14 protein-coding genes are annotated in these 16,223 nt (G+C 58.6%); 12 read left to right on the top strand and 2 right to left on the bottom strand.

What is annotated here, in order from left to right:
• Positions 1–15: 15 nt before the first annotated feature.
• From groL to RGU44_RS08860, 9 genes are all read left to right on the top strand, one after another.
• Positions 16–1,632: a chaperonin GroEL gene (groL, locus tag RGU44_RS08900; protein ID WP_322216700.1), complete on the top strand. Its 1,617-nt coding sequence runs from the start codon at positions 16–18 to the stop codon at positions 1,630–1,632.
• 259 nt (positions 1,633–1,891) lie between these two features.
• On the top strand, positions 1,892–2,782 hold the full coding sequence (locus RGU44_RS08895) for a universal stress protein (RefSeq protein WP_322216698.1): 891 nt from the start codon (positions 1,892–1,894) through the stop codon (positions 2,780–2,782).
• An 89-nt stretch (positions 2,783–2,871) separates the two neighbouring features.
• Positions 2,872–4,635 carry an acetate--CoA ligase gene (gene acsA, locus RGU44_RS08890; protein WP_322216696.1) on the top strand — a complete coding sequence of 588 codons (1,764 nt, stop codon included), beginning with the start codon at positions 2,872–2,874 and terminating at the stop codon, positions 4,633–4,635.
• The gene (gene pdhA, locus RGU44_RS08885) at positions 4,632–5,621 is read left to right on the top strand and encodes a pyruvate dehydrogenase (acetyl-transferring) E1 component subunit alpha (RefSeq protein ID WP_322178892.1); all 990 of its coding nucleotides are present in this window, start codon (positions 4,632–4,634) and stop codon (positions 5,619–5,621) included. Before acsA ends, pdhA begins: the two co-directional genes overlap by 4 nt.
• Positions 5,618–6,598, top strand: a complete 981-nt coding sequence (locus tag RGU44_RS08880) for an alpha-ketoacid dehydrogenase subunit beta (RefSeq protein WP_322216694.1) — start codon at positions 5,618–5,620, stop codon at positions 6,596–6,598. The genes pdhA and RGU44_RS08880 overlap by 4 nt, the downstream gene beginning before the upstream one ends.
• Positions 6,599–6,644: 46 nt before the next feature.
• Positions 6,645–7,781, top strand: coding sequence for a dihydrolipoamide acetyltransferase family protein (locus RGU44_RS08875; RefSeq protein WP_322216692.1), 1,137 nt, complete (start codon positions 6,645–6,647; stop codon positions 7,779–7,781).
• Positions 7,782–7,807: 26 nt separating this feature from the next.
• Positions 7,808–8,083 carry an acyl carrier protein gene (locus RGU44_RS08870; protein ID WP_322216689.1) on the top strand — a complete coding sequence of 92 codons (276 nt, stop codon included), beginning with the start codon at positions 7,808–7,810 and terminating at the stop codon, positions 8,081–8,083.
• Positions 8,084–8,220: 137 nt separating this feature from the next.
• Positions 8,221–8,904: a phosphoribosyltransferase gene (locus RGU44_RS08865; RefSeq protein ID WP_322216687.1), complete on the top strand. Its 684-nt coding sequence runs from the start codon at positions 8,221–8,223 to the stop codon at positions 8,902–8,904.
• Between the two features lie 18 nt (positions 8,905–8,922).
• Positions 8,923–9,597: an alpha/beta hydrolase gene (locus RGU44_RS08860; RefSeq protein WP_322178896.1), complete on the top strand. Its 675-nt coding sequence runs from the start codon at positions 8,923–8,925 to the stop codon at positions 9,595–9,597.
• A gap of 23 nt (positions 9,598–9,620) precedes the next feature.
• Here the strand turns inward: RGU44_RS08860 and RGU44_RS08855 are convergent, their stop codons facing one another.
• Positions 9,621–10,988 carry an erythromycin esterase family protein gene (locus tag RGU44_RS08855; RefSeq protein ID WP_322178897.1) on the bottom strand — a complete coding sequence of 456 codons (1,368 nt, stop codon included), beginning with the start codon at positions 10,986–10,988 and terminating at the stop codon, positions 9,621–9,623.
• A 235-nt stretch (positions 10,989–11,223) separates the two neighbouring features.
• On the opposite strand from RGU44_RS08855, the gene polX reads away from it, so the two are divergent.
• The 3 genes from polX (at position 11,224) to RGU44_RS08840 (ending at position 14,023) form a co-directional block, all read left to right on the top strand.
• Complete coding sequence (polX, locus tag RGU44_RS08850; protein ID WP_322216684.1) at positions 11,224–13,074, top strand: DNA polymerase/3'-5' exonuclease PolX; 1,851 nt, start codon at positions 11,224–11,226, stop codon at positions 13,072–13,074.
• Between the two features lie 97 nt (positions 13,075–13,171).
• The gene (locus tag RGU44_RS08845; RefSeq protein WP_322178899.1) at positions 13,172–13,414 is read left to right on the top strand and encodes a hypothetical protein; all 243 of its coding nucleotides are present in this window, start codon (positions 13,172–13,174) and stop codon (positions 13,412–13,414) included.
• Between the two features lie 69 nt (positions 13,415–13,483).
• Entirely contained in the window at positions 13,484–14,023 is a 540-nt protein-coding gene (locus RGU44_RS08840; RefSeq protein ID WP_322178900.1) for a flavin reductase family protein, read from the top strand.
• Positions 14,024–14,074: 51 nt separating this feature from the next.
• Here RGU44_RS08840 and ftsH read toward each other — a convergent pair whose 3' ends face one another.
• Positions 14,075–15,916 (bottom strand): ATP-dependent zinc metalloprotease FtsH, encoded by a 1,842-nt coding sequence (ftsH, locus tag RGU44_RS08835; RefSeq protein ID WP_322178901.1) that lies wholly within the window; start codon positions 15,914–15,916, stop codon positions 14,075–14,077.
• Positions 15,917–16,223: the final 307 nt, after the last annotated feature.

The following is a 16,223-nucleotide window of genomic DNA, read 5'->3' as shown; positions in this document are numbered from 1 at the left end:
GAGGAGATTACCCCGATGGCTCACAGCAAAATTTTGTTCCGCGCCGCTGCTCGCGAGAAAATCCTGTGTGGCGCGACTCAACTCGCGGACGCCATCCGCGTGACACTCGGACCCAAGTCGAAATCGGTATTGATTCAGAAAAAATGGGGCACGCCTATCGTCTGTAACGATGGGGTGACCATTGCCAAGCAGGTGGACCTGCAGGACCCGGAGGAAAACCTCGGTGCGCAAATGTTGCGCCAGGCGGCTGAACGTACCGGTGAAGCGGTGGGGGATGGCACCAGTACCTCAACGGTCCTGGCCCATGCGATCTTTGCTGACGGTGTGCGCAATGTGGTCGCAGGTGCCAGTGCCATAGACCTCAAACGTGGATTGGACCGGGGCCTGTTGCTGGCGGTGCAATCACTGGCGGCACAATCTCGTCCGGTCAGCACGCTCAAGGAAAAGGCCCAGGTAGCGACCCTTTCAGCCCACAACGATGCCACTATTGGCGAACTGGTTGCTAACGCTCTGGAGAAGGTCGGTGTTGAGGGCGTGGTCAGCGTCGAGGAATCCAAGACCACCGAAACAGTGGTCGAGGTGGTTGAGGGGATGCGTTTTGATAGAGGTTATGTCTCACCCTATTTCGTGACGGATGCCGACAAGATGCAGGTTGAGCTCGAAGATGCTTACCTGCTGCTCTGTGACCACAAGATTGGCTTACTTAAAGACCTTATCCCGTTGCTTGAAATGATCGCAAAAAGCGGCCAGCCGCTGGTCTTGATCGCCGACGACATTGAAGGCGAGGCGTTGACTACTTTGGTCGTCAACCAGATTCGCGGCGTATTGCGCGCGGTGGCGATCAAGGCGCCCGGCTTCGGCGACCGTCGTAAAGAGATGCTGCAGGATATTGCCATTCTAACGGGGGGCACGGTGATTTCCAGCGAGCTGGGTATTAGCCTGGAGCACGTGGAGTTGAGCCAACTGGGGCGAGCTCATCGCGTGGTGGTGCAAAAAGACAACACCACCCTGATTGGTGGCGCGGGCACGCACAAGGCGATTGAAACCCGGCTGCAACAGATCCGCCAGCAAGTCGACGCGACGACCAGCGACTACGACCGTGAGAAATTGCTGGAGCGCTTGGCCAAGTTGTCTGGCGGTGTCGCGGTGATCCGGGTGGGCGCACCCACCGAAGCTGAAATGAAGGCGCGCAAGGATGCTCTGGACGACGCTATTTCAGCGACCAAGGCGGCGATTGCCGAAGGCACCGTCCCCGGTGGCGGCTTGGCACTGCTCAAGGCCGTGCCGATTATCGTGGCAGAGGAGGCCCTCTATGAGGGTGACGTAAAAACCGGGTTACAGGTTCTTCGTCGGGCTTTGGAAGCGCCCGCCCGAGTCATCGCGGAAAATTCGGCGGTGGACGCCGGGGTCGTCGTTGCCCGGATGCTAGCGGAGCCTGGAAATGTCGGCTTCGACGCGTCGGCCAATTGTTACGTGGATATGTATGAAGCCGGGATCATCGATCCGACAAAAGTCGTGCGTATTGCGTTGGAAAACGCCGTCTCGGTCGCCAGCATCCTGCTACTGACAGAGGCGACCATGACCGAGATTCCGGAAAAGGACACGCCAGCGGAACCTCCGTATCCAGGATGATCCGGACCTTCCCGTACGGTTGATCGGCACATAACCCGGCGTTGCGCTGTCACAGGCAACGTCGAATGTTTGCAAACGCCCGAGTATGGCGGGCGCGTTGAAAACCCAAGGAAGAGATTTGATGTAAATCAAGTTAACGGGCATTGCATGGGAGCAGTGTGGACCTGTGCTGGTACTCAATCCGGCATTGGCGCATGGGCTGGCAACAGGTGATTGATCAGCTGCAGGCGTCGAAGCCCACTCTTTCTGGAGGCAGACCATGAGCCAGTATCAACGGCTGTTGCTGATCATCGACCCGGCGTTACGCCACTCCCCCGCTATAAACCGTGCTGCCGCCTTGGCCAAGGCCAGTGGCGCGACCTTACATATCGCCGCGTTGATAAAACCTGTGGAAACCCTCTTGTTGCTCGAAAAGAGCATTCAGGAGAAGGTCCGCGAAAGTTACTTCAAGGATCACAGTGAGTGGCTCAAAGATGAAGCCACAAGAATGCGCGTGAGAGGCATCGACGTCACTACCGAGGTGACGTGGGCTGACGACACAGAGTACGAAATCCTCCAGCACGTCACGAAAATACAGCCCGACTTGCTGATCAAGGATGTGCAGCATGAACCGGCTATCAAGCGGGCCTTCATCACTCCGATGGATTGGCACCTGCTTCGCGAGTGTCCGGTCCCGGTCTATCTGGTCGGTGCGACCGGTCACACGTTGCCGCACAAAATCGTCGCCGCTGTTGATCCTTCACGACCTGAGTTGCAGGAAAGCGGCCTCAATGACCGGATTATTCAGGAAGCGAACAGCCTGGCGCTCCAGTGCGACGCGGAACTGCACCTGCTGCATGCCTATGACGTGTCATCGGTTTATCTGGGCGATGCGGGCGGTGGTGGCCTGGCGCTGACGAATCTGACCAAGGAGCTGAGAAACGTGCTGGAGAAGTCTTTTCTCACGCTTGCGGACCACTACGGCGTGCCACCTGATCGGCGGCACTTCATCCTTGGACAACCGGTCTCGGTGCTCGCCGAATTCGCTAGCCAGCATCAGGTGGATGTCATCGTGATGGGGCGAATCCACCGCCACGGGCTGGAGAAGTTGATCGGCAGTACGACCGAACATATTTTGTACCAGACGTCCTGCAGCATTCTCGCGGTTTAGGCCGGGGCCAACATTGATGCACGGCGCTCCGAGCATTTCGACGACCTGTTCCGCGACGGGTAACTCGACACCGTGCTGTGAGGTAAATCATGCATTCGCCGACTATCAAGAAAACGCCGGTCGACTGCCCGGTGGTACCTAACTGGCTCGACAGCGCGCAAGCCCGTGAGGCTTTTTCCTGGCAGACGGAAGCCGGCGAGTTGGCCGGATTGCCGGGGGGTGGATTGAATCTCGCGTATGAGGCGGTCGACAGGCATGCCATGGGAGCGCACAGGAAGCATACGGCCTTGCGTATTATTGATCGCAACGGTGGGCCCAGAGAAATCAGCTTCGCCCAATTGAGCAGCATGACCAACCGTTTCGCCAATGTCCTGAAAACACTGGGCGTTGGTCCGGGCGACCGCCTGTTCGTGCTCAGTGGCAGAGGGCTGGAACTGTACCTGAGCGTACTCGGTGGTCTGAAGAATGGCTGCGTGGTTTCGCCGCTATTTTGTGCGTTCGGTCCAGAGCCGATTGAGACTCGCTTGCGCCTCGGTGAGGGCGGTGTGCTGATCACCAGCGAGACACTTTACCAACGCAAGGTCGCAGGTATCCGTGAACGTTTACCGGCACTCAAACATGTGTTGCTGTACGACGAAAATGGCGGCAACACCACACCTGTGGAAGGGACGCTCAGTTTGCACCGATTGCTGGCTGAGGCAGGCGAAGACTTCAACATTGCACAGACCACGGCCGATACCCCCGCGCTTTTACACTTCACCAGCGGTACCACGGGGACCCCGAAAGGTGTGCTGCATGTACACGGTGCAGCACTGACCCACCGGGTTACCGGAAAATACGCCCTGGACCTGCACCCTGAGGATATTTATTGGTGCAGTGCCGATCCCGGCTGGGTCACCGGCACCTCATACGGCATATTCGCCCCCCTGCTGCTGGGCGTGACCAGTGTGGTCGACAGCGGCGAGTTCGATGCAGAACGCTGGTATCGCCTGCTCGAAAAACAGCAAGTCACTGTCTGGTACACCGCCCCGACGGCGATCCGCCTGCTCATGAAAGCCGGCGCAGAATTGGCGCGTGACCATCACTTTCCGCATCTGCGTTTTATTGCCAGTGTCGGTGAACCGCTCAATCCCGAGGCCGTCTGGTGGGGCCTGGAGGTACTGGGCTTACCGATCCATGACAACTGGTGGCAGACCGAAACCGGCGGCATCATGATTGCCAATACAGTGTCCATTGACATCAAACCGGGTTCTATGGGCAAACCGCTGCCGGGCGTTGAGGCGGCCATTGTTGCACGCGGCAAAGACGGAGCATTGGCGTTTCTCGGTGATGAGGAGGTTGGCGACCTGGCCCTGAAAAAACCATGGCCCGCCATGTTCCGTTCCTATCTGGGACAAGAGGCGCGTTACAGCCAGTGCTTTGTCGGCGACTGGTACTTGAGTGGCGATCTGGCGCGTCGTGATGCTGATGGCTATTACTGGTTCATTGGTCGCAGCGACGATGTGATCAAGTCGGCCGGGCACCTGATCGGTCCTTTCGAGGTTGAAAGTTCGCTGATGGAACACCCGGCCGTGGCGGAGGCTGCAGTGATCGGCAAGCCCGATCCTTTGCTGGGTGAAACGGTGAAGGCCTTTGTCTCACTCAAGAGCGGTTTCACTCCCAGCCAGGCCCTGCACGATGAGCTGATGGGCCATGCGCGTAAACGCCTAGGTGCCGTGGTGGCGCCCAAGGAGCTGACGTTTCTGCCGGACCTCCCGCACACGCGCAGCGGCAAACTCATGCGGCGTCTGCTCAAGGCACGGGAGCTGGGGCTGCCTGAAGGCGATACCTCCAGCCTGGAGAACCCGGGATGAGCATTGAGCCGCTGCCTTATACGCGAGATTTTGCTCTCGATCTGCTGCGCGACATGCTGCGAATTCGTCGGCTTGAGGAGCGCGCCGCCGAACTGTACGGGGAGGGAAAAATCCGAGGCTTCCTGCACCTGTATATCGGCGAAGAAGCCGTGGCAGTTGGCGCTCTGCATGCGCTCGCGGCGAACGATGCGGTGGTCGCTACCTATCGCGAACATGGGCATGCGTTGATCAAGGGTGTGCCCATGACGGCGATCATGGCCGAGATGTATGGCCGGCAGGAGGGATGCTCGCGAGGACACGGCGGTTCGATGCACCTGTTCGACGCCAGGACACGCTTCTTCGGTGGCAATGCCATCGTTGCCGGCGGTTTGCCGCTGACGGTGGGGCTGGCCCTGGCCGAAAAACTGCAGAGTGGTTCACGGATTGCCGCGTGCTTCTTTGGGGAAGGGGCGATGGCGGAAGGAGCCTTTCATGAGTCAATCAATCTGGCGGCACTGTGGAAATTGCCGATGCTGTTCTGCTGTGAGAACAACCTCTATGCCATGGGCACTGCGCTTGAACGTTCGCAGTCGCAAACTGATTTGTGCGCCAAGGCCTCGGCGTACAAGGTTGCCACTCAATCGGTCGACGGTATGGACGTGGTCGCGGTGTACGAGGCTACCCGTGCAGCGGTGGAACAGATTCGAGCAGGGCACGGGCCGTTTTTCCTGGAGTTCCGGACCTATAGATTTCGGGCCCACTCGATGTTCGACCCAGAGTTGTACCGGGACAAGGCAGAGGTTGAGCAATGGAAAGCGCGCGGGCCGATTCATACCTACAGTGCGCGGCTCAAGGCCCAGGGCTTGCTGGACGAAGCGGGCTTTCTCGCCATCACCGTCCAGGTAGAGGCTGAGGTAGAGGCTGCCGTCGTGTATGCCGAGGCTGGCAGCCTGGAGCCGGTTGAGGACCTGTGTCGAGATGTTTATACACCGGAGTCGGCCTCGTGAGCCGCCGCACGACGTACCGCGAGGCACTGCGCGAGGCGATGCGCGAAGCCCTGCAGCGCGATGCCCGGGTATTTTTGATGGGTGAGGACGTCGCTCGTTACGGTGGCAGTTATGCCGTCTCCAAGGGGATGCTGGCTGAGTTTGGCCCGGAGCGCATACGCGACACGCCATTGTCCGAATTAGGCTTCGTCGGTGCCGGCATTGGTGCCGCGCTGGGGGGGATGCGGCCAATCGTCGAAATCATGACCGTGAACTTCAGTCTGCTCGCCCTCGACGCGCTGATGAACACGGCGGCAACCCTGAGGCATATGTCTGGCGGGCAGTTCTCTGTACCCCTTGTCCTGCGAATGGCTACGGGGGCCGGACGCCAGCTCGCGGCGCAGCACTCCCATAGCCTGGAAGGCTGGTACGCGCACATTCCCGGGCTGAAAATCCTCGCCCCGGCCACCCTCGAAGACGCCCGCGGAATGCTCTGGCCCGCACTCCTCGATCCCGATCCGGTTCTGATTTTCGAGCATGCCCAGCTCTACAACCAGGAAGGTGAGCTGAGTGAGGGCGCGGAAGTGGACATACGCTCCGCCAAGGTCCGTCGGGAGGGTAGCGATCTGTCATTGATCACCTACGGCGGTACCCTCGGCAAGGCGCTGGCGGCTGCCGAGCAACTGGCCGATGAGGGTCTTGACGTCGAAGTCATTGACCTGCGCGTCCTGCGCCCGCTGGACGACGCGACGATCATGGCTTCGGTCTGCAAAACCCGTCGAGCGTTGGTGGTCGACGAAGGTTGGCGCAGTGGCAGCCTTGCCGCCGAGATTATTGCGCGGATCGTCGAACAGGCGTTTTTCGAACTGGATGCGCCGCCCTTACGTGTCTGCGGCGCCGAAGTGCCGACGCCGTATCCCCGGCATCTGGAAGAGGCGGCGCTGCCACAAGTGTCGACGATCGTTGCCGCCGCACAAAGCTTGTGCCGAGGGCCATGACCATGACCATGATTGCAACAGCTGACCCGGGGCGGGAGTACCCATCATGATCGAATTCGACCTGCCATCTCTGGGTGCCGATATGGACGAAGGCACCTTGCTGGAGTGGAAGATCCATCCCGGCGACAAGGTCCATCGCGGACAGGTGATCGCTGTCGTCGATACTGCCAAGGCCGCCGTGGAGGTGGAGTGCTGGCATGATGGCACGGTCTTTGAGCTGCTTATTGGCGTCGGGGCCAAGGTTCCGGTAGGGACACCGATTGCCACGTTGCTGGAGCCCGGGGAGACCTTGCCAAGCGTGCGACCCACACCAACGCCTGCACCTGTTGCAACGCCCGTCACCGCGCTGATTGAGGGAACAATGGCATCAGCCAGCCGCCCACGGGTATCGCCAGCGGCGCGCAAGCGGGCGGCCGAACTGAGTATCAACGTCGATGAGTTGAAAGGCAGCGGCCCACAGGGCGTGGTCACCCTGGAGGACGTTGAGGATGCTGGCCGTAAAGCTGAGCCGACCGATCGCAATCGGGCCATGCGGCATGCCATTGCTGTGGCCATGAGCCGCTCGAAACGTGAGATTCCCCATTACTACCTGTTTGAGACCATCCCCTTGGGAAATGCCATGGCTTGGCTGCAGGCACACAATGCTCAAAGCAAGCCGCAGCAACGCATATTGCCCAGTGCCTTGTTGCTCAAGGCTGTCGCCGTGGCCCTGCGTGAGCTGCCGCAACTCAATGGCTTCTGGAAAAACAATGCTTTCCAGCCGGCAACCGGGATCCATCTGGGCGTAGCGATCACCCTGCGCCAAGGTGGTTTGGTCGCTCCAGCACTGCACGATGTCGCCGACAAGACACTGACACAGGTGATGAGTGAACTCGCCAGTCTGGTGGAACGCGCGCGCAACGGCTCCCTGCGCAGTTCAGAACTGAGCGACGCAAGTGTGACAGTCACTCAACTCGGCGACCAGGGTGTGGACAGTGTGCTTGGCGTGATCTATCCGCCCCAAGTGGCGCTGATCGGCTTTGGTCGCATCTGCGAGCGGCCTTGGGTTCGGGACGGCCAACTGTGTGTGATGCCTACCGTTGTCACTAGCTTGGCGGCCGACCACCGTGCCAGCGATGGGCACTATGGCGCACGCTTCCTGGGTGAAGTTCGTCGCGTATTGCAAACGCCAGAGAATCTTTGAGCCAGAGCTTCTATGAGGAGTAGACAGTGGACCAGCAACTCATCCGTAGCCATGTGCTGATCGCCCTGAAGAGCATTGCTCCAGAAGTCGAAGCGGAGCGTTTACGCAATGACCGGCCACTTCGCGAGGAGGTCGATCTGGACTCGATGGACTGGTTGCGCTTTATCGCAGCCGTGTATCAGCGGGTAGGGGTCAACATTCCTGAAGTCGATTACCAACGTGTGAACACGCTGGATGCGCTTGTCGCTTATCTGGCACAACACGGGGCATCAGACGCAGAGCATCCGTTGGCCCGGAATTGATGAAAGTCAAAGTAACAGGGGATCGCGCGGTGCAAGCTGAACTGCAGTTATCGGCCGGCGGGCCAGCAACTCAGGCTGTCAGCCAAGAACCGTCCGGCGCTATTTGGCGAGGCATACCACCTATAGGAGGTTGTCAAATGACTCATTATCCCTCTATGCAAACCACGTTGCGTGACAGGACTGCTGCGGGCCAAAGCTTGGTGGAGCCACTGCTGAAATACCGTCGAAGGCCCGATGTGATTGTCCTTGCGTTGCCTCGTGGCGGGGTTCCGGTCGCGTATGAAATCGCCACTGCACTGGAAGTCCGTCTGGACCTGATGCTGGTCCGCAAGCTCGGCGTTCCGTTCCACGAGGAATATGCAATGGGCGCCATTGCCAGTGGCTCCATACGGATAATCAACGAAGACGTCGTTCGGACTAACCATATCGATCAACGCACAATCGAGAGTGTGGTCGCGCGGGAAACGACGGAGCTGCTGCGTCGTGAGCGCGTCTACCGTGGAGCACGTCCTGCTTTGGATCTGCAGGGCCAAGTGGTGATTCTGGTCGATGATGGCTTGGCCACAGGCGCTTCCATGCGGGCGGCGATACAAGCCGTACTTCTGCAAAAGCCCTCACGGATCGTCGTTGCGGTACCGGTGGCGTCGTTTGATACCGCAGAGGTACTGCGTGGCGAAGTGGATGAGGTCGTTTGCCCGATGGAACCCGAGTGGCTGGTATCGATCGGCAATTGGTACATGGACTTTTCCCAGACCTCGGACGAGGACGTCATCAACCTGTTGCAGCAGGCCTGGAGCAGAGAATCCAAGTCAGCACACTGACCCCTCTGGAGAATCCCGATGTTTAAGCCGCAGTATCGAAAACTGGACTTGGCAGATGTGGACTTATCAGCCGATTTGCGCCTGCCGAAAAACGCTATCGGGTTGGTGGTGTTCGTTCATGGCAGCGGCAGCAGTCGTACAAGCCCGCGTAACCAGCAGGTTGCGCAGTACCTGTCCGAGCGAGGTTTGGGCACGTTGCTGTTCGATTTACTGACCGACGAGGAGCAAGTCCTGGACCGCCTGACACGGGAACTGCGCTTTGATATCCCGCTGCTGACCAGACGGCTGGTGGGTGTGATCGACTGGATAGAAGGCAGTGCTGAACTGAGACCCTTGCGTATCGGCCTGTTCGGGGCGAGCACCGGAGCTGCGGCAGCGCTGTTGGCGGCGGTAGAGCGGCCTGACGTGGTGCATGCCGTGGTCAGCCGAGGAGGGCGGACTGACCTGGCCGGGCCGGCGCTGGGGCGGGTAAAGGCGCCAACCTTACAGATCGTTGGTGGTGAGGACCTGCAGGTGCTCGATATGAACCGCGAAAGCGCCGATGCCCTGCAGTGTGAGCAGCGCCTGGAAGTCGTCGCGGGCGCCACCCACCTGTTTGAAGAACCCGGAACTCTTGAGGAAGTCGCCAGACTGGCTGGCGACTGGTTTGAAGTGCATCTGCGCACGCCGGTAACAAAAACACCGTCCCGATAAAGCTTTTCATCCGTTGATGGGGATCACACACCAAAGGGAAACATGTCGTCTTCCGGTTCCACGCTTTGGCTTGACGGCAGTGGAATCGCGGTCACTGCTTGCGTCTGTTCAATCCAGACCATGGCGTCGAATTGCTCGGCCAGCACGGCCTTGAAATAATGGCTGCTGCGCTCGCTCTCAGGTCGGTAGATCACACCGATGGCCCGCTCAAGCAGTGGCGTGGACAGCGCCTGGCGCAAATCTTCGCGCAGGGGATCGCGCCAGTCGGTCAATGACGCGGCGACGCCCGCTTCAAGAAACTGATGCTCCCAACTGTCCGCACGCGAAGGGCGGACGTCCTTGATGTGCATGTCGCCGTCCCAGTCATCGGCTGCGGCCACCTGGCCACGGTCTGTGCTCATGCCTATAAGCACAACGTCGCGTCCATAAGCGGTGCGGCACAGTTGGCCGATATTGAACTGGCCCTCCCAGCCCATTTCCGTGGCGGCTGCGTTGCCAATATGAGAGTTGTGCGCCCACACCACAGCCTTGGCTTCAGGTCCTCGATGCTTGAGCAGCGCGCGCAAGGTATCGAACATGTGCCTGTCACGCAGATTCCAGGAGGCTGACGTCCCGCGATAAATGGCGCGGTAATATTGTTCCGCCGCCTGAACGACCGTGGCATTTTGTGTGGCATTGAAGAATGCTTCGTCGTCTTTGATAAACCCGGCCAATTGCTCGGCCAGCATGGCATTGAGTTGCTCGACCACGGGTTGCTCACAGGGCATTACGCCACCACGTTCGACAAAGTGGCCGTACAGCGCAGGATCATCTTGCCAAGGTGTCAGGCAGCCATAACGTCGCCGTGCTTCGTGCGCAAGCTGAGGGTCGACCCGGTCCAGGTAGTTCAAGACCTCGCGAATGGAGTTGCGCAAACTGTAAACATCCAGTCCGCGGAATTCGACGCGCAGTTCGGGCGCCTTCTGATGATTGTGATGATGTAGCCAGCGGGCGAACGCCTGCACATCGGTATTACGCCACATCCAGACCGGGAATCGACTGAACACGTGGCGTTTCCAGGCTGAGGGCGCCAGCCCGCGAACATAACGGTCGACATGGCCCGCGTCCGGCCAATCCGCTTCGACAGCAACGATAGTGAACCCATGCCGTTCAATCAGACGTTTCGTGATGGCGGCTCGGGTTCGGTAAAAGTCGGAGGTGCCATGGCTGGCTTCACCGATCATCACTACGCGAGCGTCGGCATAACGGTCGAACATTTCGCCGAAGTCCTCTGAATCCAGCGCGGGTAGCGGTTCTGCGCATTGGCGCAATAGGGGCGCAATGGGGGGCTGGGTACCGCTGCCATGGGGGCCTGTGAATGTCTTCAGTATGTTCTGCAAAGGTGAGTTCATGACCGTCATCCCGATGAGTGTGGGTTACTCGACGTGCAGCGCTTTTTTTGAATCTTGCGTTGATCCTCCGCTTCAGGCGCTGCCTCTTTGCTCATTCCTACGCCTGGATTCAGGCGATTGTTTGAGTTGCATCAACAACGGGCGCAATAAAACCCATGATCTGCTCTGCGGCCATTCACTACGGGTGCTTTCATGAACTCTGATCTACATCAAGGAGCGGCTGGCAGGATAGGCAATGCTCGTTATTACGCCCATTGCCACGCCCACGTGTCGGTACCGCGCCATGACGCCCACCGGAGTACCCCTCAAGAGCCTGTTGCCAGACCCGGAGTCGTCACCGGCAACACTCGGACACGTGGTCAGTAATGATCAGATTGCGGCGATTTTCGATGATATTGCCGACCTGCTGGAAATCGAGGATGCCAATCCTTTTCGTATCCGGGCCTACCGCAATGCGGCGCGGACCCTAAGGGCTCTGGCGCTTGAGCTTGCGCGGGTGATCGGACGGGGTGAGGAGCCGCCCAAGTTGCCAGGTATCGGGGTTGATCTTGCGGGCAAGATCAAAGAAATCGTAGCCACAGGCGACTGTGTGCTGCGCCAACGGTTACGTCTGACGTTACCGTCCGGGCTGGTTGAATTACTGTCTGTCGCCGGTCTGGGCCCTAAACGGGTGAAGCACCTCTATCACGATCTGGGCATCGAAACCGTGCAGCAGCTGTGCCAGGCGGCCAAAGAGGGGCGCATTCGTCATCTGCATGGCTTCGGTGCAAAGATGGAGGCTCGACTGTTGGAGGCTGCGCAGAAGGGGATCGGCGTAGACCGGCGTCTGCCGTTGGCCTTTGTCGCCCCCATCGCGCAAACGCTGATCGATTATCTGCAGAAAATCCCCGGCGTGGTTTCAGCCACAGTGGCCGGGAGCTTGCGGCGCATGCGCGATACCGTCGGCGATATCGATATTCTGGTTGCTGCCGAGCCCTCGGTTGAGGTCATGACCTCTTTTCTCAAACATCCGGACATAGCGACCGTACTGGTTCACGGTCCTACTCGCGCCAGTGTGGTGCTGAGCACCCGGTTGCAAGTTGACCTGCGCGTGGTCAAACCGTCGGCCTACGGCTCAGCCCTGGTGTATTTCACCGGCAGCAAAGCGCATAACATCGAAATTCGCCAATGGGCGCAGAAGCAAGGTCTGAAACTTAGCGAATATGGCGTGTTCAAGGAAAAAAAGCGCATAGCCGGCGTCACCGAGTCTTCCGTGTACCAGGCCTTGGGGCTGGAATGGATCGAGCCGGAATTACGCGAAGCCCGTGGCGAAGTGGCTGCGGCTCAAGCAGGTCGACTGCCCAAGCTGATTGAGTTGCGCGATCTGAAAGGGGACCTGCATGCCCACACGTCGGCGTCCGACGGCGGCAGTAGTCTCGAAGACATGGCGCTTGCCGCGCGTGCGGCCGGGTTGGAATATTTGGCAATCACCGATCACTCACAACACCTCAGGATCGCCCACGGTCTGGATGCCGACCGATTACTGAGGCAAATCGACCAGATCGATGCACTCAACGAACGCTTGTCGGGCATTACCTTGCTCAAGGGGGTTGAGGTGGACATTCTCGAGGAGGGCGATCTGGACCTCCCGGATGACATTTTGCGGCGTCTGGACCTGGTGGTCGGTGCTGTGCACAGCCATTTCGGCCTGACGCTACGCCAACAGACTCGCCGCTTGCTGCGTGCGATGGAGCATCGTTATTTCACGATTCTGGCGCATCCTTTGTGCCGCTTGATCAACGAGCGAGAAGCACTGGTCATTGACCTGCCCGAGGTCATCAAGGCAGCAAAACAGCGTGGTTGCTGCCTGGAGCTGAACGCGCAGCCGCAACGCATGGACATGATCGACCTGCAGTGCCATTACGCCAAGGATCAAGGCGTGATGATTTGCATCAACTCGGATGCGCACCGGACCGCTGACTTCGCTAACTTGCAGTATGGCGTCGGTCAGGCACGACGCGCCTGGCTGGAGAAACACGATGTCCTCAATACACGTTCGCTGGTCGAACTGAGAGGGTATCTGACGTCATGTTCTGGCAAGGGATAAGCCTGTTTGCGGGCGACTCGGTGCGATTTTAAACAGTGGTTTATTGGTTTACGCCTCGGCATGCAGCCGAATCAAGGGGGCTGAGATGAGGGCGCGCGTGGATCAGGTCTCGACGGTTGATTACGTTCACCCGGACGGCGTGACGGCAAAGATTCATTTTATATGGGGTGCAACAGATGACCTGGTCCCGAAGGGGCTGCGTATCACCGTGAAATTCGCCGATAGAAAAATCCATATCCTCCGGGAAAAGGCTGTTTACCGGAGCTTCGACGAAGCCAAAAAGCAGGGGATAAAACTGGCTGCCGGCGTTATTGACCTGCTCGGCGAGCCGCTAGGTTGAATACAGCCCCGGAGAGGATGGCAAGCAGACTTTCGCCGTCTCTATGAAAGACATCACGAGCCAGGAACCATGACTACGATGAAAGTGCTTTCTCTGTCCAAGGTATACCAGCTGCTTGAACCGGGCCCGGTGGTCTTGCTGACGACCGCGAGCGGTGGGTGTAGCAACGTCATGACTTTGTCATGGCACATGATGGTCGAGTTCGCGCCGCCATTGGTGGCCTGCATCGTGAGCAGCGCCGATTACAGTTTCACGGCATTGCGCGCGACCAAGGAGTGCGTCATCGCCATCCCGGCGCTGGAGCTGGCACCCAAGGTGGTTGAGGTCGGCAATTGCTCTGGGCGTAATGTCGACAAGTTTACGAAGTTCGGACTCACGCCGATACCCGCGCATGAGGTTGCGGCGCCTCTGGTTGCAGAGTGCTTCGCCAATCTCGAATGCAAGGTGGTGGATACGAGGCTGGTGAACAAATTCAATCTATTTGTGCTCGAGGTGGTAAAGGCGTGGATCGATCCAGAGCAGAAGGCCCCCAAGACGATCCATCATCAGGGCTACGGTCGGTTCGTGGTTGACGGAGAGACGATCACATTGGACTCGAAAATGCCCTGACAATGACTAAACACCTGACAGATCCGGGATATGGATCGGCAGCCGATGAGTCTATTTGCGAGCAACCATCAACCGTGGCCCGGCCCCCGCGGGGTTGAGGGACATTAGCGCCGGAAACTCTTCAGGCGTCAGTGTTTCTTTTTCCATCAGGAGTTTGGCGCCAGTATCCAAGTCAGCCCGTCGACTCTCAAGCAACTCCTTGGCGCGACTGTAGGCTTCATCGAGTAAGGCCCTGATGCCGAGGTCTATTTCCCGTGCAGTTTGCTCTGAGTAGTCCTTCTGGCCCAATCCCGGTATATGGTCGCTCAGGTACGTGGGATTTTGCCGCTCCAGTACCGACTGACCAAGCTCTGCGCTCATGCCGAAGCGGGTAATCAGTTGTCGGGCTATATCAGTGGCCCGGGTCAGGTCGTCAGCGGCGCCTGTCGAGATCTGACCATAGGCGATGAACTCGGCAGCACGACCGGCCATCAACACTGCGATACGATCCTTGAGCATCTGGCAACTGATGAGGAAGTGATCCTCTGTCGGGCGTTGCAGGGTATAGCCCAGCGAGCCGATGGAGCGGGGGATAATCGAGACTTTATGCACTGGGTCCATTCCCGGCAAGGTTCCGGCAGCCAAGGCATGGCCCATTTCGTGGTAGGCGACTACCAGGCGTTCCGCGGGCTGCAGCAAGCTGCTCTTGCGCTCCACGCCGGCGACGATACGCTCCACCGCCGCCGTAAAGTCATCCAGACTGACCGCCTGGGCCCCGCGACGGGTTGCGACAATCGCGGCTTCGTTGATCAGGTTTGCCAAGTCTGCGCCGGTGAAACCGGTGGTGATCTCGGCAATGCGTTCACAGTCGGCGCTGGGCTCGGCGGTGATGTTTTTGATGTGCACTTTGAGAATAGCGACTCGCCCCTTGCGATCCGGGCGGTCGATGAGAACTTGACGATCAAAGCGGCCGGCCCGCAGCAGTGCCGGGTCGAGAATTTCCGGGCGATTGGTGGCCGCCAGCAGTACCACGCCTTCGCGAGGATCGAAGCCGTCCAGTTCTGCCAATAGCTGGTTTAGCGTCTGTTCTTTTTCGTCGTTGCCCCCAAACGCGCCAACGCCCCGCATCTTTCCCAGCGCGTCCAGCTCGTCGATGAATATGATGCACGGCGCAGCCTGTCGAGCTTGCTCGAACAGGTCGCGCACCCTGGCTGCGCCGACGCCGACGAACATCTCGACGAATTCGGAGCCCGAGATGGAAAAAAATGGCACCCCGGCTTCTCCTGCGACGGCCTTGGCGACCAGGGTCTTGCCGGTACCTGGAGGGCCGACCAGCAAAATGCCCTTCGGTATGTGGGCGCCCAAGCGGGCGTACTTGGCTTTATCCTTCAAAAAGGACACCACCTCCACAAGCTCTGCCTTGGCTTCGTCGATGCCCGCCACATCAGCGAAGGTGATCCCTGTATCGCGCTCGACGAATATTTTCGCCCTGGATTTACCGACGTTCATCATGCCACCGATGCCTTGTTTATCGGCGAGGCCGCGAAACAGAAAGTGCCAGACCACCATGATCATGACGAAGGGCAGAAGCCAGCCCAACAGCGCATTCAGAAGTGTATTTTCGTTGACACCGGAGAAGCTGACATTGGATTGAGCAAGCTCTGTGGCCAAGGTGGAGTCAACCCGGACCGTCGAGAACTGGTTGTGCCCATTGATCGGTTCTTGCAGTTTTCCGCTGATATGATCCTTCTCGACGCTCAGCTCGCTAACTTTGTGTTCATTGAGCAACTGAAGGAATTGGCTGTAAGGAATCGACTCCACTGCCGCCCGTCCGGCAAACAAGAACTGGACCAGTGTCAGCGCAACAAAGGCAATAAAAAAATATGAAATATTCAACTGATGGTTCTTCTTCATGGCCTTCGCTCAAGGGTGAACAACGAATGTGGACATCAGCCCGTTACAACGCAACATAAGGTCATTCAGCCGCTTTTGGGCGAACGTGGATACCGTTCAACTTTAGACCCGCAGCCACCGATCAGCTTGATGTAAATCAACGTGGCCCTTTGTCTTGAGTTTGTTCAATTCGAGTAAGCCGTGCCGGGGCATGACACAGGTCGAGGGCGGTGGACAGATCGTCGTACCGATTGATATATATCAACGCGATCAGCCGCGAAGAGGAAGAACATAATTTTTTGAGTGCTTTGCCCCATCGTTATGGAGT

Origin of the sequence: Pseudomonas sp. 5C2 (assembly GCF_034314155.1) — a bacterium.
Taxonomy (GTDB): Bacteria; Pseudomonadota; Gammaproteobacteria; order Pseudomonadales; family Pseudomonadaceae; genus Aquipseudomonas.
Note: the sequence above shows the minus strand (reverse complement) of the source record. Positions and strands in the feature narration are given on the sequence as shown.